General features: G+C 52.0%; 20 protein-coding genes. 8 read left to right on the plus strand and 12 right to left on the minus strand.

The window, feature by feature from the left end:
- Positions 1-10 precede the first annotated feature (10 nt).
- The 7 genes from IE065_RS03325 to queG form a co-directional block, all read right to left on the minus strand.
- Positions 11-718, minus strand: coding sequence for a response regulator (locus IE065_RS03325; protein ID WP_189511809.1), 708 nt, complete (start codon positions 716-718; stop codon positions 11-13).
- Between the two features lie 227 nt (positions 719-945).
- Positions 946-2,880, minus strand: a complete 1,935-nt coding sequence (locus IE065_RS03330) for a tRNA uridine-5-carboxymethylaminomethyl modification enzyme MnmG/GidA (protein WP_189511811.1) — start codon at positions 2,878-2,880, stop codon at positions 946-948.
- On the minus strand, positions 2,877-4,235 hold the full coding sequence (gene mnmE / locus IE065_RS03335; protein ID WP_189511813.1) for a tRNA uridine-5-carboxymethylaminomethyl(34) synthesis GTPase MnmE: 1,359 nt from the start codon (positions 4,233-4,235) through the stop codon (positions 2,877-2,879). The genes IE065_RS03330 and mnmE overlap by 4 nt, the downstream gene beginning before the upstream one ends.
- A 45-nt stretch (positions 4,236-4,280) precedes the next feature.
- Entirely contained in the window at positions 4,281-4,598 is a 318-nt protein-coding gene (locus IE065_RS03340; protein WP_189511815.1) for a hypothetical protein, read from the minus strand.
- 85 nt (positions 4,599-4,683) lie between these two features.
- Positions 4,684-5,778, minus strand: a complete 1,095-nt coding sequence (gene recA, locus IE065_RS03345; protein WP_189511817.1) for a recombinase RecA — start codon at positions 5,776-5,778, stop codon at positions 4,684-4,686.
- Positions 5,779-5,918: 140 nt separating this feature from the next.
- On the minus strand, positions 5,919-6,365 hold the full coding sequence (locus IE065_RS03350; protein WP_200163431.1) for a hypothetical protein: 447 nt from the start codon (positions 6,363-6,365) through the stop codon (positions 5,919-5,921).
- Between the two features lie 226 nt (positions 6,366-6,591).
- Positions 6,592-7,614, minus strand: coding sequence for a tRNA epoxyqueuosine(34) reductase QueG (queG, locus tag IE065_RS03355; RefSeq protein WP_189511822.1), 1,023 nt, complete (start codon positions 7,612-7,614; stop codon positions 6,592-6,594).
- A gap of 183 nt (positions 7,615-7,797) precedes the next feature.
- Between queG and IE065_RS18190 the strand changes: the two genes are divergently transcribed.
- The 6 genes from IE065_RS18190 (at position 7,798) to IE065_RS03380 (ending at position 12,435) form a co-directional block, all read left to right on the plus strand.
- Complete coding sequence (locus tag IE065_RS18190) at positions 7,798-7,929, plus strand: hypothetical protein (protein WP_267908241.1); 132 nt, start codon at positions 7,798-7,800, stop codon at positions 7,927-7,929.
- 198 nt (positions 7,930-8,127) lie between these two features.
- Positions 8,128-9,945 (plus strand): GNAT family N-acetyltransferase, encoded by a 1,818-nt coding sequence (locus tag IE065_RS03360; protein WP_189511824.1) that lies wholly within the window; start codon positions 8,128-8,130, stop codon positions 9,943-9,945.
- Positions 9,946-10,080: 135 nt separating this feature from the next.
- Positions 10,081-10,476, plus strand: coding sequence for a hypothetical protein (locus tag IE065_RS03365; protein WP_189511826.1), 396 nt, complete (start codon positions 10,081-10,083; stop codon positions 10,474-10,476).
- Between the two features lie 149 nt (positions 10,477-10,625).
- Entirely contained in the window at positions 10,626-11,090 is a 465-nt protein-coding gene (locus IE065_RS03370; RefSeq protein ID WP_189511828.1) for a GNAT family N-acetyltransferase, read from the plus strand.
- A gap of 521 nt (positions 11,091-11,611) precedes the next feature.
- Positions 11,612-12,028: a UvrB/UvrC motif-containing protein gene (locus IE065_RS03375; RefSeq protein WP_189511830.1), complete on the plus strand. Its 417-nt coding sequence runs from the start codon at positions 11,612-11,614 to the stop codon at positions 12,026-12,028.
- A gap of 149 nt (positions 12,029-12,177) precedes the next feature.
- Complete coding sequence (locus IE065_RS03380) at positions 12,178-12,435, plus strand: hypothetical protein (RefSeq protein ID WP_189511832.1); 258 nt, start codon at positions 12,178-12,180, stop codon at positions 12,433-12,435.
- A gap of 89 nt (positions 12,436-12,524) precedes the next feature.
- On the opposite strand, the gene IE065_RS03385 is transcribed toward IE065_RS03380, so the two are convergent.
- Both IE065_RS03385 and IE065_RS03390 read right to left on the minus strand, forming a co-directional pair.
- The gene (locus tag IE065_RS03385; RefSeq protein ID WP_189511834.1) at positions 12,525-13,040 is read right to left on the minus strand and encodes a peroxiredoxin; all 516 of its coding nucleotides are present in this window, start codon (positions 13,038-13,040) and stop codon (positions 12,525-12,527) included.
- A 51-nt stretch (positions 13,041-13,091) separates the two neighbouring features.
- Positions 13,092-13,271 (minus strand): hypothetical protein, encoded by a 180-nt coding sequence (locus tag IE065_RS03390; protein WP_189511836.1) that lies wholly within the window; start codon positions 13,269-13,271, stop codon positions 13,092-13,094.
- 349 nt (positions 13,272-13,620) lie between these two features.
- Between IE065_RS03390 and IE065_RS03395 the strand changes: the two genes are divergently transcribed.
- Both IE065_RS03395 and IE065_RS03400 read left to right on the plus strand, forming a co-directional pair.
- The gene (locus tag IE065_RS03395; RefSeq protein ID WP_189511838.1) at positions 13,621-13,857 is read left to right on the plus strand and encodes a hypothetical protein; all 237 of its coding nucleotides are present in this window, start codon (positions 13,621-13,623) and stop codon (positions 13,855-13,857) included.
- Between the two features lie 10 nt (positions 13,858-13,867).
- Positions 13,868-14,464 (plus strand): NTP transferase domain-containing protein, encoded by a 597-nt coding sequence (locus tag IE065_RS03400; protein WP_189511840.1) that lies wholly within the window; start codon positions 13,868-13,870, stop codon positions 14,462-14,464.
- Between the two features lie 41 nt (positions 14,465-14,505).
- Here IE065_RS03400 and IE065_RS03405 read toward each other — a convergent pair whose 3' ends face one another.
- The 3 genes from IE065_RS03405 to IE065_RS03415 all read right to left on the minus strand — a co-directional run bounded on the left by IE065_RS03405 (position 14,506) and on the right by IE065_RS03415 (position 16,908).
- Positions 14,506-15,288, minus strand: coding sequence for a carboxylesterase family protein (locus IE065_RS03405; protein WP_189511842.1), 783 nt, complete (start codon positions 15,286-15,288; stop codon positions 14,506-14,508).
- A gap of 389 nt (positions 15,289-15,677) precedes the next feature.
- Positions 15,678-16,319 (minus strand): GOLPH3/VPS74 family protein, encoded by a 642-nt coding sequence (locus IE065_RS03410; protein ID WP_189511844.1) that lies wholly within the window; start codon positions 16,317-16,319, stop codon positions 15,678-15,680.
- A gap of 148 nt (positions 16,320-16,467) precedes the next feature.
- The gene (locus IE065_RS03415; RefSeq protein WP_189511846.1) at positions 16,468-16,908 is read right to left on the minus strand and encodes a hypothetical protein; all 441 of its coding nucleotides are present in this window, start codon (positions 16,906-16,908) and stop codon (positions 16,468-16,470) included.
- Positions 16,909-17,668: the final 760 nt, after the last annotated feature.

Consider the following 17,668-nt stretch of genomic DNA (forward strand, 5'->3'; position numbering starts at 1 on the left):
GCGGCAGGCACTAATGCCCATCAACCGCACGATAGCCAACACCACGGACCGTTTCAATAATTCCTGCTTCCGGACCTAGTTTTTCCCGTAGGCGGCGGATGTGCGTGTCAACTGTGCGCGTTTCGATGTCTGCCTCGTAATTCCATACATTGACCAGCAGATGCTCGCGGCTCTGCACCCTGCCCTTACGCTCCATTAGTAGGCGGAGGAGCTTAAATTCAGTCGCGGTCAGCTCAACAGGTGTTCCCGAGAGCGTGAGTCGATGTTTTTCCACATCAAGCATGACATTGGAGATCAACAAGGTGTTGCCCGGCTCATCGCTGCTGGGCCGCTCCATGCGCCGAAGTACAGCGGAAACACGAAGCAATAGTTCGCGCGAATCAAAGGGCTTGCCGATGTAGTCGTCTGCGCCTGTCTCCAGACCCTTCACGCGGTCTTCTGCCTCGCCCCGCGCCGTCAGAAAGACGATGGGGATGTCGCACATGCTTGGGTCCGCACGAAGCATCCGGCAAATTTGAATGCCGCTCAACTCGGGCATCATGATATCGAGGATAATCAAATCTGGCTGAAATTCACGCGCCCTGCCCATAATGAGCAGCGGGTCGTTGATCGTTGCCACGCGGAAACCCGCTTGGCGCAATTTATATTCCACCAACTCGGTGACATCGGGTTCGTCATCGACTACAAGTATTCGCTTTTCACCATCCTGGCTCATCATGCGGCCTGAATTAGGCGAATCAATTCACCTGGGCCAACTACTAAAGTAAGACTGATCAACAACTTGTCGATAAAACATTGTTACGGCGATCCGTAAGTCGTTGCTTGAAAGTTGTTTATGTTGAATTATACAGTTTAGCAAAATCTCGGTTACGGCCGGGTTACGCTCGTGTTACGGCGGCACCGGCAACGTCACATTTCATTGAAGAAAAGAGCATTTGTCCTCCACTACTCTGCTGCTGACGCTTGAAGTGAAATGAGCAAGAGGCTTATGTCTGCCGGATTGACACCGCTGATACGGCCAGCCTGAGCTAGTGTCTGCGGACGAACCTCATTCAGCTTGACCGCGCTTTCCTTGCGCAAGCCACGTACTTTTAAGAAATCCAAATCACGCGGAAGTTTGATTTTCTCCAAATTTCGGAGCCGGGCAATGTGCTTGGATTCACGCTCCAAGTAGCCACGGTATTTTACGCGATAGATGACCTCGGCCTGAATCGGCTGACTTAAGAGCAGGAAGTTGGGTGGTAGCTGGATGGTCGCGAGATCGTCTGTCTTGCGGACTAAGTCACCGGCCAGGCCGCCTTTGATTCGGATGCGCTCCAGCTCCTCTGTCCAATGGTGTACTGCCCGTGATTTTTCCGCGATTCGCTCAGCACGCACATTATCGACAAGCCCAAAGGCACGGACTTGATCTAGGAGGCGAATCTCTGCGCTGCCGTGATTAAAAAGTAATCGATGCTCGGCACGGCTGGTAAACATGCGATACGGCTCGCGGGTTCCTTTGGTGACGAGATCATCAATGAGCACGCCAATGTAAGCCTCGTCGCGTCCAATGATGAGCGGGGCCTCGTTACGTATTTTTGCGACGGCATTAACGCCAGCAACTAGGCCTTGGGCCCCAGCTTCTTCGTAACCCGAGGTGCCGTTGATCTGTCCGGCAAAGAAGAGGTTTTCCACTTTCTTCGATTCGAGGGACGGAAAAAGCTGTGTGGGTGGAGCAAAATCATATTCCACCGCATAGGCCGGGCGTAGCATGACCACATTTTCCAAACCTTCGATACTGCGAAGCATATCGAGTTGAACGTCAAAAGGAAGGCTAGTACTGACCCCATTTACATACCATTCGTCCGTACAGCGCCCTTCAGGCTCCAAATAGACCATGTGGGACAATTTGTCCTCAAATTTGACGTATTTGTCCTCGATGCTCGGGCAATAGCGTGGACCGACCCCTTCGATCGCTCCTGCATAGAGTGCTGAACGGTGTAAATTGGAGCGAACGACCTCTGCAGTCTGGGCTGTCGTGCGTGTGGACCAGCAGGAAACTTGATCGCTGCCTGGATGCCAGCCTACCTTCCGTTGGCCAAATTGTTCCACGTGGAACAATTCCTCGGCAATGTCCCCTGCCCCACCTTGCGATTGTTCCACGTGGAACAGTTCCCGGCCTAAACGTGTATCGTAAAATGCGAACAGTGTTGGCACTGCATCACCGTCTTGGCGCTCGCACTGCTCAAAATTGATGCTCGAACCAATGATTCGCGGCGGTGTGCCCGTTTTGAGGCGTTGAAGTTCAATTCCGGCCTCCAAAAAGCTCGCCGATAGCCCTTTGGCGCTAAAGTCGCCTAAACGGCCGCCTTCATTTTTCTTGTCGCCGATGTGCATTAGCCCTCGGAGGAAGGTTCCAGTTGTCACGACGACCGTTTTTCCGTAAAACTCGGTGCCAAAACTCGTTTTTACACCCACGACGCGGTCGCCCTCGAAAATCAGGCCTTCGACCATCGCTTGAAACAGCGTCAGCCCAGACTGTAGCTCGATGGTGTGTTTTAGGCGGAATTGATAGGCCTTTTTGTCGCATTGTGCCCGTGGGGCTTGGACGGCTGGTCCCTTGGATGAATTAAGCAAACGAAATTGGATGGCAGTCGTATCGGCATTCACGCCCATTTCGCCGCCCAGAGCGTCGATTTCCCGCACCATGTGGCCTTTGGCCTGGCCGCCAATCGCTGGATTACAGCTCATTTGGCCGATTGTATCGACGTTTCCGGTTAGTAAGAGCACATCTGCGCCGCGGCGCGCCGCCGCTAATGCGGCTTCACAGCCAGCGTGGCCTGCGCCACAAACGATCACCTCGTAAGGTGAATTAGGTCCAAATTTGAGCGGTGGTTTCATTTTCCTATACAAAATGCAGCAAATAGCTTATCGAGCATGTCTTCGTTATCGACCTTGCCAATCACTTCGCCAAAGCAGGCTAGTGCGTCACGTAGCCCTGCGGCAGCTAATTCAGCGGGGCAATCATCCCGTAAGCCAGTGCGGGCCTCGTCAATGGCAATGCGTGCCTGTCGTAAGGCGTTCGCATGGCGGGTGGAGACCATTAATTCGTCTGGGCCGGGTGCCATGCGGTCACTTTCCAGTGTTTGCTGGATGCGCGTTCGCAATTCGCTCAGGCCAGCGCCCTCAGTCAAAGACACGCGCACACGCGGATGGCCGGGCAGGACGTCGATGAAGGCGGGGTGGGGAGGTAGGTCGATTTTGTTCTCTACGACGAGCACGCGATGCTCCAGTAGGCGTTTCTCGACAACATCGGGGAAGTGTGGGGCAGGGGAGGACTGATCGACAACAACGAGCAGGAAGTCAGCGTCCTGGACCTGCTGGAGTGTTTTCGCAATGCCTTGGCGCTCAATGTCAGCAGATGTCTCACGCAGGCCGGCGGTATCGACCAATTGTAGACCGTAGCTGCCGATCATGATTCGCTCGGTAAGAAAATCGCGTGTTGTGCCGGGCTCTGCACTGACAATTGCTCGGTCTTCGCCCATGAGAGCATTGAGCAGGCTGCTTTTGCCGGCATTGGGCTCCCCCATGATCACCGTGCGGATGCCTTCATGGAGCAACGTTTTGTAATGGCTGGTTTCGATGAGCTCTCCGAGTTCGCAAGAGAGGGCAGCAAGTGCGGACGTTGGCCCTGCCTGGTCTTCGGGTGGTAAATCCTCTTCAGGGAAATCAATGTAGGCTTCGATTGCTGCGATGACCGACAAGAGGCGATCGGTCAGCTCCAGCATTTTCCGCCCAATTGCTCCGTCAAGTTGTCGCCGGGCAACCTGTAATGCCTGATCGCTCCGCGCAGATATCAAATCTGCAACCGCCTCTGCCTGGCTGAGATCCAGCTTGCCGTTGAGGAAAGCCGTGCGTGTGAATTCGCCTGCTTCAGCCATGCGGCAGCCGCGGGCCAAGAGGTCTTCAGTCACGTTTTGTACGATAAGCGGGTTCCCGTGTAGGGATAATTCCAAACAAGGCTCTCCAGTATAGCTGCGTTTTTCGGGGAAATAAACAGCGAGGCAGTTGTCTAAAATATTGCCAGTCAGCGACTTGTAATTAACCAGGCAGGCTTTTCGTGGATTGGCGGACAATTCAGGGCCCAAGCAATCGGCCGCGAGTTGCGGGCAAAGTGGTCCTGATATGCGCACGACAGCGAGCGCAGATTCTCCGTAAGGTGTGGCTGAAGCCACGATGGTATCACCCATAGGCATGGCGGCGCATTAAAGCAGCGCCTGCGGAAAGTTCACGCTTAAAGATTAATTAGCTGGCCAACCCCAAAGGCGAGGGAGGAGCAGTTGTAGGTAAATCAGGGTCAGGAGCGCACAGTACTGGCAGACTTGGCGATGACGAGACTCGTGATTTTCGCGGTAAATGGACCGTGCACCATAGATGATTGCGAGTATCCCGATGACGAGCAAGAGGGGGGGGGAGCAGAGCATGGCGCTTCCTGACCCCCAATAAACCGCGAAGCTGAGCATGACATAGAGGCTTGGCGCGAGCATGACTGGCAAAAGCCAGTCACGGCGTTGGGGAGTCGTGATCGGAAACGGATGCTTACTGACGACGGCGCTCATGTTATAGATAATATAACTCAGTTTTCGGTGAGATCAACTTCAATAGCGCGAGTCGTGGCTAAATATGAGCGCGGGGGGGGGGGGGCTAATTCTTCTCGTTTTCGCTGTCGGCACTGTCTTCGTCGTCGAGGTTCGCAATTGAGTCACCGCCATGGACTTCGACTTTGCCGAGGATGATTTCGGTAATTTCCTTCATCGCTTCCGGGTGTTGGGCGAGGTATTCCTTGGCATTTTCACGGCCTTGGCCGATCAAATCGCCCTTGTAGCTGATCCAGGCACCCTTCTTTTCGAGCACTTTGTGCTCAATGCCGAGGTCGAGGACGGAGCCTGTGCGGGAGATGCCTTCATTATACATGATGTCGAATTCGCATTCGGTGAAGGGGGGGGCTACCTTGTTCTTCACGACCTTCATGCGCGTGCGGTTGCCGATGACGGAGCCATCAGTCGACTTGATCTGGCCAATGCGACGGATGTCCATGCGGACGGAGGAGAAAAACTTCAGCGCACGGCCACCGGGGGTGGTTTCCGGGCTGCCAAACATAACCCCGATCTTTTCGCGTATCTGATTGGTAAACAGGCAGATGCATTGCGTGCGGTTGATGGCGGCGGTCAGGCGGCGCATGGCTTGGCTCATCATGCGGGCCTGTAGGCCGACGGTTGAATCACCAAATTGGCCGTCGAGCTCGTTCTTTGAAACCAGGGCAGCGACCGAGTCGATCACGATAATATCGACTGCGCCGGAGCGGATCAGCGTCTCAGTGATGTTAAGGGCGTCTTCGCCGGATTCGGGCTGGGCGACCATCAGATTTTCGAGATCCACACCAACAATTTTCGCATAACGGGGGTCGAGCGCGTGCTCCACGTCTACAAACACCGCATTACCGCCTTCACGTTGGGCTTGGGCGATGATGCTCAAACAGAAAGTAGTTTTACCTGAAGACTCTGGGCCATAAATTTCGCAGATACGCCCCTTGGGCAGACCGCCTACGCCGAGCGCCAAGTCGAGTGCGACCGAGCCGGTGGAAATGACTTCGATGTTCTTCTTGGCCGCCTCACCCATCTTCATGATGGCCCCGTCACCAAATTGCTTGTTGATAGCGGAAATCGCGAAATCGAGCGCCTTGTTGTCGCGCTTGTCAGAGGTGAATTTTGTCGTGGTGGTTTTCTTTGCTGCGGCCATGGTTCGTTATGTAATTGGTTATTTATTAAAGTAGATTATTGAGCAATTTTCCCAGATTTTAACGGGGACGCAAGTTCATTGTGACTTATTGTTCACATTATTTGCAATTCTTTGACCTGCAATGGTTTACGCGCTATTTTCTAGCGAAGTGCGTGTGGATGACGTAAAAACAGCACGGTTGGGGCCTGGATGAGCGCCGTGAAAATCATCAGGCTTTGGCAGGCTGGCGGAGCTGGTTTCAGGCCCGCTTCCGAGGCGTAAAGGTTCTGAAACATCAGGTCGATCACCATCAAAAAGGCAAAGCCCGCCGAGAGCACGGCTAGCAGCGTAAAGAGCGTGCGCCAGAGCATTTTTCCCGTGATTTTGCGCCACGGCAGAATGAGCAGCACACCGTAGACCAAGAAGTAAATGGCCTCGGCGTTGAGCAGGGCGGCGGGCGGCTGATGCCCTCCCCAGCGCGCGGCGTTGAACGGAACCAGAGCGATCAAGAACAGCCCCACGGCAACTCCAGCAGCGCGGGAATAGGCGAGCCCCTTGCGTGTTTCGGCGGGGATTTCGCTGTTTGAATGAAACGTGGCGGGCGTCATCGAGGGATTAGCGTTCACTCAATCAACAGAACAGGCTTTCAAAAATCGGCAACACCCAACCACAGGTTCAAGGGAGTTTTTTGCGCAGCGGCGCGTGGCCAGACGGTAGAATAAGGGTATTATCGGTGCTAGGAGGATCGGTTTTGGGGAGAGGCAGAGGTGCGGCGCGGGGACGCGCCTGCGCTACCTTCGATGTCTTTATGCCGGGGAGATTTGCCAAGGGGATTTATCCGCACAATGCGTTTGCCCGGTCTTCGATCTCCTTGATTGCCCATTGTGCATGTTCGGCGGCGAGGGCGTCGTCTGAGTCGGCGATTTTTCTTAGCGTGGGTAAATCATCTGTCTCGCCGATGTTGCCCAAGGCAACGCAGACATTGCGCCGCCAGCGGCTGAGGCCAGCGCGCTTGATCGGCGTGCCAGCGAAGGTGGCGGTAAAGTCGTCTTCGGTCCAGCCGAGCATTTCGTGTAGGTCAGGGTAGGGGCGGGGGGCGAACTTTGTTTCTTGGGTGATGCGGGCCCAGCGATTCCACGGGCAAACGTCCAGACATTCGTCACAGCCGTAGATGCGGTCACCGATTGCGCGGCGAAACTCCAGCGGGATTGCCCCTTTGTGCTCAATGGTCAGGTAGGAAATGCAGCGGCGGGCATCAAGCTGGTAGGGGCCGGTAATGGCTTGCGTGGGGCAGGCGTCGACGCAGCGCGTGCACTTGCCGCAGTGTTCGCGGGCGGGTTCGTCGGGGGGCAGCTCAAGCGTGGTGAAGATGAATCCGAGGAATAGCCAAGTGCCATGGTCGCCATTGAGGAGGATCGTGCTCTTGCCCTGCCAACCTAAGCCAGCCTGCGCGGCAATGGGCTTTTCCATGACGGGGCCGGTGTCGACGTAGGGTTTTTGATCGCCGTGAAATTCTTCCCGCATGACGCGGCATAGGCGCTTGAGCTTTTGCAGAACCGTCTTGTGGTAATCCGCGCCCAGCGCGTATTTGGCAATGCGGCCGCGGCGCTCGGGTTCGGGCTGATAATAATTTAAGCCCAGGCAAATAATGCTTCGCGCTTCGGGGATAATGTTTTCTGGTGCCAGGCGTCGCTCGTTGTTGCGCTCGAGCCAAGACATCTCGCCATGTTGCCCCTCAGCGATCCATTGCAGATAATACTCCCGCCGCAACTCTGCCTCTAACGGCGCGACACCAAAGGCATCAAAGCCTTCCGCCTGCGCCAGCTCTTGGAGCCGCGTTTTGAGATCAAGGGACATGGTTGGGGAAGGTTAAAGATTAAAGGCTAAAGGTTAAAGTAGGAAAAATAGTAGGTTCTAAATAGAAGGGGCAGACTTCTCGGCGGGAGGATGTCATTGACTCTGGAATTTCCCCATACGTGAAATATTTTTAAAATAAGGTAGGCACTGGTGCTTTTTTTTATTCATGTGATAAGTAGAAGCATGATTTGGATAGCAACATTGATCATTTTGGGCGGGGGCACTTTTCTGGCCTACGCCTACCAGCGCAAATGGTTTTTCCTGAGCGTTCTGGACGAAGAAAAATACGAACGCGAAAAGCCTCTGTTTAAGTAGGGCTGGTTGGCCGGTGCGTGCTTTCTGGCGATTTGCCGGGAGGATGGCGTTCTGCCGAAGGATTTTCGCCAGCGCCGGGTGCTTCTCATTACATCGCTTAATAAGAGCGTGAAGCAAATGCGGTTCTTGAGCCAAGTAAATTGCTGGCGGTAAATATAAGCGTGAAAAGCAGCGGGCGGGCGCGTAGGCTGCCAGACAGTGCAATCCTTAACACAAAAAGATTGGCCTAAAATCGCGCCGGCCGGTAGCCGATTATTCATTGGTAGCGGAGCCGCTTGCCCGCATGCCTTGGTGGATGCACTGCTTGCTGCGCAATCGCATTTGGCGGACATTGAACTGGCGCACATCAGGACCTATGGGCCAACACCCTGGATTGACGAAAAGCGTCGAAACACGTTTCGCGCGAATGCTTTTTTCATGGGCGAGAATATCCGTGATGCGGTTAATGAAGGCAATGCCGACTATACCCCGTGTTTTCTGAGCGAGCTTCCGTCCTTGTTTCTGGAAGGGGTGGTCCCGCTGCGGGCTGCGTTGGTGATGGTTTCCCCGCCGGACAGCCAAGGCTATTGCTCGCTGGGTGTCAGCGTTGATGTGGTTCATGCCGCCTGTCGCGCTGCGCAAGTGGTCGTGGCACAGATTAACCCGCGCCTCCCGCGCACCTTTGGCGAAACGTTTTTGCACGTCAGTGAAATTGATTACATGCTGGAGTCCGAAGCCGAGTTGCCCGAATGGGCACCGGAAGGGCACGAGACCGTAGCGAAGAAGATCGGTGAGTACCTTGCTCAACTGGTAGAAGATGGCTCCACGCTTCAGGTTGGCATTGGCGACGTGCCAGACCGTGCAATTCGCGCCCTGAAGGATCATCGCCATTTGGGGGTGCACACCGAGATGTTCAGTGACGGCATTCGCGAACTCATTGAGGCTGGAGCGATCGACAACTCCGAAAAAAAGCTTAACCGCGGGCACACGGTGGCGTCTTTTTGCGTGGGCTCGCGGCAGCTCTATGACTTCGTCCACGAGAATCCGCATATTTCGTTTCGGCCTACGGAATATACCAACAACATAGCCCAAATTGCCAAGAACCACAAAGTCGTGGCAATCAACAGCGCAATGGAGGTCGATTTAACCGGGCAAGTCGCGGCCTCGGTGGACGGCAAATTTTACAGTGGCATCGGCGGGCTGATGGATTTCACCCGTGGTGCTGTGCTAAGCCCGGATGGCCTGCCGATCATCGCACTGCCGTCCACTGCGCAAGGCGGCGCGAAGTCGCGCATTGTCCCCTTTCTCTCGCAAGGGGCAGGGTTGGTAGGCAGCCGGGCAGATATTCATTTCGTGGTGACGGAGTTTGGAATCGCGACCCTGCGTGGTCGTAATGTGCGTGAGCGCGCCTTGGAACTTATCCAAGTGTCGCATCCTGATTTCCGTGAAGAATTGCTTCGTAATGCGCGTGAAAGAAAATTAATTGCCGCTTATGAAAAGCTCGTGCCACGCCCAGTAAAAGAAATTGGTGGAATTGAATTTGAGCGAATTCGCACGAATGAAAATGACTATGTTCTTAGGCCTCTTCACCCATCTGATGAGCGTCATTTGCAAGAGTTCTTTTATTCGCATTCAGCGGAGACCATTCATAAACGCTATGGCTACAGCGTGCAGCGCATGTCGCGTGAACGCGCTAGCGAACTGGTCGGCGTTGATCAAGAAAGCAATCTTGCACTCGGTGTATTTGAGCGGCGCGGTCCGCGTCAGCGCTTGCGCGCAGTGGGGCGATATTATTTGGATGATAATAGAAAAACGGCTGAAGTGGCGTTTGTCGTCGATGAATCTGTCCGCCGACAAGGCTTAGGGAGTTTGTTATTGAAACGCATGATGGTGATTGCAAAACGCCGTGAGTTGAAGTCCCTGTGGGCCTTCGTGGCTGCCGATAACTTGCCTATGCTACGTCTTTTTGAAAAACATGGCGGGCGACGCGAAGGTGGTTTGACTGATAACATGGCGCATATTCGCATTACTCTTTAATGAGTGAAATCATAGCGCATGCTTCACATTATTAAATAGGCATATGTGGTTTAAAGTTTAAAATATGGCTTGCGAACATACTCAATTGCCTATTTTTCTACACACTTTACCCGAGTCTAACCTAAAAGTAAAACCATGGAAATAGCTGACCAATTAAAAGCGCTTGAAGCAGAAAAAAAAGCGCTAGCTGCTCGAGAAAAAGAGCTGAAAGAACTTGCCAAAGAACAGAAGGCTGCCGCTCAAAAACTTGAGCAACTCGTGAAGGCGAGTGAATACGAAACGCCCAAGGCTCTAGTTGAAGCACTTATTGAGCATTATGGCATTACGTTCCGTGGTCGTAAAAAGGGTAGCGGGGCCAAAAAGGCTGATGGCGCTCCACGCCGTCGCCGCACGAAGGTCACCGCAGAACTTCGCGACGCCATCAAGAATGAAGTTGCAGGCGGTACCTCAATGAACAAAGTGGCCAAAGCTCGCGAGATCAGCTACTCGGTCATTGCCAAAATTTGCAAGGGCGACTACGATAAAGTTTAATCGTATCCTTCCCTTAGAAAGCCCGGTTCGATAAGAGCCGGGCTTTTTGTTTAACACGACCTCACTGCAGCAAATCTATCTTCATTCAGTAAGCCCTTGACTGCATACTATACGCGAAATTGTTCGCTAGATGGAATTGTTTGCCAAAAATGATCACGAAGCTAGAAACATTGCCTTATCCGCAGATTGAGGATCTTGCGTGTGAATCCGAAACCGAAGGCTATCGGTTTCTAGGGAGGCTTTTAACTGAGTGGAACAACGGTGCCAACAGATTCCATAAAGAAGGAGAAGCGATTTACGCCTATTGGCGAAGACGCGAGCTGATCGCAATTGGCGGTATCAACATCGATCCATTCTTGGAAAATTGCTCAGTCGCTAGGCTTAGGAGATTGTACGTTAGAAGAGATCAAAGAAGACAGGGCATTGGAAGGGAACTGGTAGATCACATCTTGAAAGAGGCATGCTTTAGCTTCAGGGAAATTACTTTGAAGACTGACTCTGAGCAAGCTAGCAAGTTTTACGAATCGATGGGATTCTCACGAATCACCGAGATTAGGCATGCCACTCATAAAAAAATTTTGGAGAGCAAGGCGTCACGGATTGCTCAGAGCTGACCTGCGTCATGCACTTCTAGTGGAAGCCGTTTTGAGCTGAAAAGCTGTTGCGCTACTTAGGAACTTTAATCTTGAGCGGGCGCTCTCTGAGTGGCTGAGGTATTTGACCAAAGGAAAAGCGTCTTCCGGATGGAAGACGCTTTTCGAAATTGAAGGCGGGCGGCCTACCCCTAAACCGCCCGCCATTGTTTTCTACTTTATCTCGTTGCTTGTTACCCCATCTCCCGTAGGAGAAATTTGATTATGTTGCTTAAGCTAGCTTCGTTTATGCCAATGTCAAATATTTTTCTAAAAAAAGCCTACTCCTCAAAAGAAAAGTGTGATTTATCGTTTATCTAGACTGAGATCCGCCTGACTTGTTCCGAAAAAAGGAATTTTTCTCATAAAAAAGATAGATGATACGGACATGGATTGCAAAACGGACGAAATTCAGGCATATTAATGGTGTGAGTGGTAAAAAGAAGTGTTTGATTTGTGGCGAAGTGGCCAAAGTTTATGTCAACTTGGTCAAAACTGGTCACATGGCGCACAGCGCCTATTGCTTAGCACACGCTGAGGAGCTTGGAATTCTATCGCCAGGTGCATATGCGTTACTGGATGCCGAAAATGGTGCAGAGGCCGATAGTCACTCCAGCTTGATGCGTTGCGCGAGCTGTGGTTTCAGCCTGCGGGACTGGAAACGAACTGGTCGATTTGGTTGTGCGGACTGTTACGATACATTTTCGGAAAAAATCGAACCAGCGCTCAAGCGACTGCATTTGGACACGGTTCACCGTGGAAAAATTCCCAAAGGTGCTTATAGCTCAGTTATAGTCGAGAATCGCATACGTGATTTACAGAGGCAGCTCGAAAATGCAGTCCAAGAGGAGCGATTTGAGGATGCCGCGGCCGCTCGGGACCTGATGAGTGAGCTTAAGTCTTGGCAGCCGAGTGATTAGGCTGATTTCCGGAGACTGACTGAATTGTTTCACTTAGCGAAGGTGTATATAGTGTGCGAAAACGGTGCAGATGTGTGGTTTTTGTTGTATTTATCTAACGCGCTGTTACTTAATACTGTTTAATTTCTAATTTCTTACCAAAATCGATTATGATCGAGGGAGTCTTCTGGCTAACTTTTTCCATCCTTTCCATTGGCTCAGCAGCCTTGGGATGCTTTCTGCTGTTTTCGCCGCGTGACGCTTTAGCGGTCCGCTACCAGAACTACATGTTGGCAAAGACCATGCGCCCGCTCAAGGACGAGGACTTTAGCCATATGCCAAAGGTTGTTTGGGGACTTAAGGGCGCTGGCTTGGTCTGCCTCACACTGAGCGCCTTAATGTTGGTTGGTGTTTCCATTATTCGCTAGAGCCGCTAGCGGATCAGTAATGATTAAGGCCGATGGAAACCATCGGCCTTTTTTTAATTGTCGTGGTTGTCAGTGAGGCTGCCCGTGTTTTATGAAGAGAGCTCGCTGATGGCCGCCTTAACGTCATCTGCCTGCTTTTGGGTTGAAGCCTTTTTGTCCAGCCATACCAGTTTGCCATTGGCAAAGAGATAGGCTTGGCGAGAAGTGAAATTACCCATCATTGGCACACCAAAGGCTCCTGCCACCTCTGCTTTCTGGTCGGCCAGAAGCGTGAAGGGGAAATGGTTCTTATCCTTAAACGATTTCTGTGCCTCAGGACTATCTGTACTAACTCCGATAACGGTTACGCCCATGGCGGTCAGTTCTGTATAGGCGTCTCGCAAGCTACAACCTTGCTTGGTGCAGCCGCCCGTGTTGGCCTTTGGATAGAAATAAACCAACAAGTAAGGTTTATCGGCGTAATCGCCCAAATTTACTTCGGCCCCATTTTCGTCAAGGACCGTGACGGCGGGTAGCTCAGCCCCTAATTTAAGCTCTTCCGCAGCGCAATTTACGCTAGCTAATACTAATAGTGCCCCTGCAAATGAGATAATAGATCGAAACATGACTCCCTTATACAAGGGAATCTTGAGGATCGCAAGGGCGTGCGAACGAATTTACACGGTCTTCCGACCAAGGACGCGTCGGAGTAATCCAAGGCGAGAGGCGGGCTTTGATTCGACACCAGCCAGCTTCATCAATCCGACGGTTTGAACCGGCCGGGATTCATGATTTGATACGCTGGTCTTTAGCGGCATGTGATTGAGCGCGGAGAGGTCTGGTCTTCTTTTCTGCATGGTTAACATACTCTCAAATTGTCGCCGATATATCAAAATAATTCCTGATCGGGGATTCCCTATCTCTTTGAATAATAGATATCTAGGGAGATGTTTAATTCAGGTAAAAGGCATGGCTTAGCTAGAGTCGGCCCCCGGTCAGGATTGCTAGGGGGTAGTCTGTATATTGCTCTTTATATACGCCCCGGTCTCCAAAAATAGCGCCTTTGCAGGGTAGGCTACGAAAGGCTTTTTACTGGCTTTTACATTTGGCGTTAGTCACGCTGCTTCCTTCAGCCCCACTAGCCCTTGAGTCTAATATCGCCAATGCTGCAAGTAATGCCAGTGCCGAGTAATCAATTCTTATCCGATGCGACGTTTGGGTAAAAATTCCGTTGTGCTTGCACTTTTCCTTAGCGTATTGATGCAAACGGGTTGCCAAAGCACGTCGAATGCTCAATCTGGGATAAACGCCACTGCCACTGTTCTGCCGGACTTTTCCCCGGAACGTGCGGAACGCGAAGCAGCATATTTTGATCCTTTAAAGTCCAAACCTGATTTCACCCAAATCGACGTCGTGACCATCGTCCCGGCGGGCGACCAATAGCACCCAAGCCATGTCATTTGTGCAGGAAAATCTTTACGGCCTAGTCCTCGCAGGGGGGCGTAGCCGCCGCCTCGGTCGAGATAAAGCCACCCTTGTTTATAAAGGCCAATTGCAGCTTGATCGTAGCATCGGCATGCTCAAGCGTTATTGCGAAAAGGTCTTCATCTCCGTGCGCGAAGATCAGGGTTACACAGTTGGGGCGGAGCCCATCATCGACCGCATGGGAGAGATTGGCCCGTTGGGCGGCATTCTCTCGGCGTTCTTCTATCACCGGGACAAAGACTGGCTCGTGCTTGGGGTGGACATGCCCTTTATCAACATTTTCACCGTCAAGGAAATCCTCGACGCCCGGGACAAGGATAAACTGGCCACGTGCTTTCGGACTCATGATGGTGGCCCGGAACCGCTTTGTACGATCTACGAAAACAGGTTCAAGGAACAACTCCTTAACAATGCCAAGGCTGGGGAACGCTCCCCGAAGCGCATTCTTACTGGGCTAGAAGACGACGTGAAAATGGTTGATCCAAAGGACCCGAGCCACTTGGACTGCATTGTGACTGCTGAGGACTATCTCGCCGCGCAAACCCGGATGCTCGGCGGCAGGTAAGCTGAATAAACGGCTGACTACTAAGACGCTGAAAGGCGGGTCTATTCCTTGACTGAGGCTTGCTCATCTTTGGAGTGAGAGAGCAGCCAATCGTAGAGTGCATCGTTGCTGTAGGCGGGGTCCCAAGAATTATGGCCCACGCCTTCGTAGATGGTAAACTCTGGCGTTCCGCCGACACTGGTAACGGCATCAATGACTTTTTGCCCCTTTTCCAAGGCAACGGCTTGGTCCTGATCACCGTGGAAGGCCCAGATGGGCATGCTGGCGAGCTTTTCGTAATTCACTTCTGGGCCCCAGCCACAGACGGGGGCGATGGCGGCGAATTTTTCGGGGTTATTTGCGGCCCAGGCCCAAGTGCCATTTCCGCCCATACTCAGGCCGGTGAGGTAGACGCGGCTTGGGTCGATGCGGTATTTTTCCATTATGTCGTCGTAAAAAGCGTTCAGTAGTTCGGTGCTCCACCAGCCGCCATGTGGGCACTGAGGGGACACGATGATGAACGGAAATTCCTTACCTTGTTCGACGAGTTTAGGGGGGCCGTGCTTGGCAACTTTTTTCAGATTATCGCCCCGTTCACCGGAGCCGTGGAGGAAGATCATTAGCGGCCAACGCTTGTCCTGGTCTGCGTTGTAGCCCTCTGGAAGGTAGAGCAAATACTGGGCGCGAACGGTCTTTTTGATTTCGCGTTCAAAGGCTTCGGAGGATTGTTGAGCGAGCTCTGTTTCGGCTTGGGCAGCCGTTGGAGCAATGGCGATCAACGCCAGGAATGCAGCGAAAACGCCGAAGGCGCGCAGGATGTGATCGAACTGAGGGCGAGCATGCATGGCCGGTATGTTGGCGAGCGGGGGGAAGTCTCGCAAGCGATAAAAACGCCCCGAAAACCGTCCCTTTTGTTGGGGAAATCGCGTCTTCGGTGGGCGGCGAAAATTGTCCGTTTAGTAGGGATGAGTTGAGGGGGGGGTATTTTGTTGCCTAATCAAGCATTCGCCTTCCAGGGCAATGACCAAGCGGGTCCTGGGCGATTGTCTGACAATTGGCCTGCGCGGACAGGAAAAGCAAACTGATACTTTTATGCCCCATTTCGGCTATTTTTGCCCCCAAAATGGAAACTACAGCAAAGTTTGCGGACGCAGCAAAGCCCGGCGTGGAAAATGTGCAACTGGATAGTTGCGTGAATCAGGTGCGCGCCAGAAGCGACGAAGAAGGCCTAGGCCTAGGATTCGTCTTCGATGGCGGCGGCTTGCTCAATCGCTTTAGCGATGCCTTGGCCGATGAAGTCCATCTGCGCGAATTGGTGGATCTTCTTGCGGCAGTGGCTCAGTTCGTCGCGGACAAAGACCACGCGGTAAAGCTTGGTCGCCTCCATGAGCGCAATGATGGCCACATCGCGTGGGCCGGGGATCGCGCCTTCGGCCAGAATGGTCATGCGGATACGGGTGCGAACCTCGGTCTCCTCCTTACCATTAATCATCGGGTAAGTGCGCTCGCCCTTGATCCACAAGAAACGCTTTTCGCGCGCTTCGAGGATGCCTTTGTGGACGAGTCCGGCGAAAATGCGTGGCTCGAAATCTCCAGCCTTGGCAGCCAGCGCCTCAATGGCCGTCACAATCGATGGCTCCTTGCCGAGCCCCTTGAGAATGGACAATGCTTCGTCGAGCAGCGGGTCACCGGTGGGCTTGGCGTCCACAAGGGTCACATTTTCCGCATCAGTGTCGACTTGGTTCAGAAAGGCCAGCTCCATCGTCAGTGCCCCCGCAATGGCGTATTCATACGCGCGTTGGGAGACGGTGCGGTGCATGACACCGGTTTCGTCGTTAAGGGCAAGCAAAGTAATTTCTTCTGCGAATCGGAGCATGCTGGCGTTTTATCTAATCACCGCCCTGCGGCAAGCGCAAAGCAAGCACACTGTCATAGGAGTCAGCCCCTTCCCTCACCAAAGGTAGCGCAGGCGCGTCCCCGCGCCACTCTAGAACGCCTAAGGTGATGTGCGCAGTGACCGCAGGTCACGGAGTTACATCCACCGATTTGTTCTGATTATTGGTTTCATTCTGTTCTTTCCCGCAGTAGATGACTTTAAGTTCATCATCAATTTTCACCCATCGCGTAACCATTGATTCCATTTTGGTTTTCTTTGTTTCTGGAGAAAACTCCAAGCGGTATACCATTATCACCCACAGTCCAGTAGAGCGCCTGACAATCGCTTGAAAAATTTCATTCTCTTTCTTTTCCCATCCGTATTCATTGCGAACAGCATCAAAAGCAATAGTGTGGACACCCAAATTCTTTGCTATCGCAGTATAAAATTGGTCTGGATCTTTGTAGGTATCCAAAGGATTTATGCCTTCAAAAGACTTATCATGTTTTTCTTGAAAATATTCGAGTTCCTCAAGTCCTGAAGAGACTAATGGAAGGACAGATATAAAGGCTAATAGCAGAATTTTCATTTTTTCAGAACGATAAGGTGTGGCGACGGCGCGTTAGCGACGTTGCCACCACCGATTTGTTCGCCTTGATTTGTTTCGGTTATCTAACACTTTCATTCAAGATCATCAAATATTTCTTACATCCAGTAGAAATCGTCTAGCCCGAACCAAACTGTCAGAGGGAAATAGCTATTGAGCTGTAATATGGCAATGAAAAGTCCGGTTGGGATGGCGGCTATCTTGCATGTGAATCGTAGTATCTCTTTTCTTTTTATCTTATTTGCGGCTACGAACAACAGCGCAGGCATGATTATAGAGTTTATCGGCCAAGAGAAAATAACTATCGGCCCCAAGGAACCAAGGGGCAACGCGGAAAAGACAATGCAAAACCAAAGTGGGTTCAGTAGACAGATTCCGAATGTGATCCAGAGGCGCATTTTTTTGGCTAACGGTTGAAGTCAGCTCGCGGCGGTACGCCGTCAGCTGGACTGATTGGTTATAACATATATTTGGCTATTAACCACCCTATACTAATACTAACTGCAAGCCCTAAAAGGATATATTTAAACTGGTAGTCTGCTAAGTCAAAATCTTTAGGATGTTGACCTAATGTAAATAATTTAATTGTGCATATTCCAATTGTATTAAAGACAATATATAAGACAGCTTCAAATACCACTTCTATGACAAATTGAATCATTTTATTTATTCATTTTTGGGGTTATAACGCCTGGCTTCAGGCGGCGGAGACAAGCTCCGCCGCCTGAAGCCAGGCGTTATA

This window comes from Cerasicoccus arenae, assembly GCF_014651635.1.
GTDB lineage: Bacteria > Verrucomicrobiota > Verrucomicrobiia > Opitutales > Cerasicoccaceae > Cerasicoccus > Cerasicoccus arenae.

Bases quoted from the DNA above. Each gene is read 5' to 3' on its own strand.
- IE065_RS03325 (WP_189511809.1), bottom strand. From the start codon at position 718: ATGATGAGCCAGGATGGTGAAAAGCGAATACTTGTAGTCGATGACGAA.
- IE065_RS03330 (WP_189511811.1), bottom strand. From the start codon at position 2,880: ATGAAACCACCGCTCAAATTTGGACCTAATTCACCTTACGAGGTGATC.
- mnmE (WP_189511813.1), bottom strand. From the start codon at position 4,235: ATGCCTATGGGTGATACCATCGTGGCTTCAGCCACACCTTACGGAGAA.
- IE065_RS03340 (WP_189511815.1), bottom strand. From the start codon at position 4,598: ATGAGCGCCGTCGTCAGTAAGCATCCGTTTCCGATCACGACTCCCCAA.
- recA (WP_189511817.1), bottom strand. From the start codon at position 5,778: ATGGCCGCAGCAAAGAAAACCACCACGACAAAATTCACCTCTGACAAG.
- IE065_RS03350 (WP_200163431.1), bottom strand. From the start codon at position 6,365: ATGACGCCCGCCACGTTTCATTCAAACAGCGAAATCCCCGCCGAAACA.
- queG (WP_189511822.1), bottom strand. From the start codon at position 7,614: ATGTCCCTTGATCTCAAAACGCGGCTCCAAGAGCTGGCGCAGGCGGAA.
- IE065_RS18190 (WP_267908241.1), top strand. From the start codon at position 7,798: ATGATTTGGATAGCAACATTGATCATTTTGGGCGGGGGCACTTTTCTG.
- IE065_RS03365 (WP_189511826.1), top strand. From the start codon at position 10,081: ATGGAAATAGCTGACCAATTAAAAGCGCTTGAAGCAGAAAAAAAAGCG.
- IE065_RS03370 (WP_189511828.1), top strand. From the start codon at position 10,626: ATGATCACGAAGCTAGAAACATTGCCTTATCCGCAGATTGAGGATCTT.
- IE065_RS03375 (WP_189511830.1), top strand. From the start codon at position 11,612: ATGGCGCACAGCGCCTATTGCTTAGCACACGCTGAGGAGCTTGGAATT.
- IE065_RS03380 (WP_189511832.1), top strand. From the start codon at position 12,178: ATGATCGAGGGAGTCTTCTGGCTAACTTTTTCCATCCTTTCCATTGGC.
- IE065_RS03385 (WP_189511834.1), bottom strand. From the start codon at position 13,040: ATGTTTCGATCTATTATCTCATTTGCAGGGGCACTATTAGTATTAGCT.
- IE065_RS03390 (WP_189511836.1), bottom strand. From the start codon at position 13,271: ATGCAGAAAAGAAGACCAGACCTCTCCGCGCTCAATCACATGCCGCTA.
- IE065_RS03395 (WP_189511838.1), top strand. From the start codon at position 13,621: ATGCGACGTTTGGGTAAAAATTCCGTTGTGCTTGCACTTTTCCTTAGC.
- IE065_RS03400 (WP_189511840.1), top strand. From the start codon at position 13,868: ATGTCATTTGTGCAGGAAAATCTTTACGGCCTAGTCCTCGCAGGGGGG.
- IE065_RS03405 (WP_189511842.1), bottom strand. From the start codon at position 15,288: ATGCATGCTCGCCCTCAGTTCGATCACATCCTGCGCGCCTTCGGCGTT.
- IE065_RS03410 (WP_189511844.1), bottom strand. From the start codon at position 16,319: ATGCTCCGATTCGCAGAAGAAATTACTTTGCTTGCCCTTAACGACGAA.
- IE065_RS03415 (WP_189511846.1), bottom strand. From the start codon at position 16,908: ATGAAAATTCTGCTATTAGCCTTTATATCTGTCCTTCCATTAGTCTCT.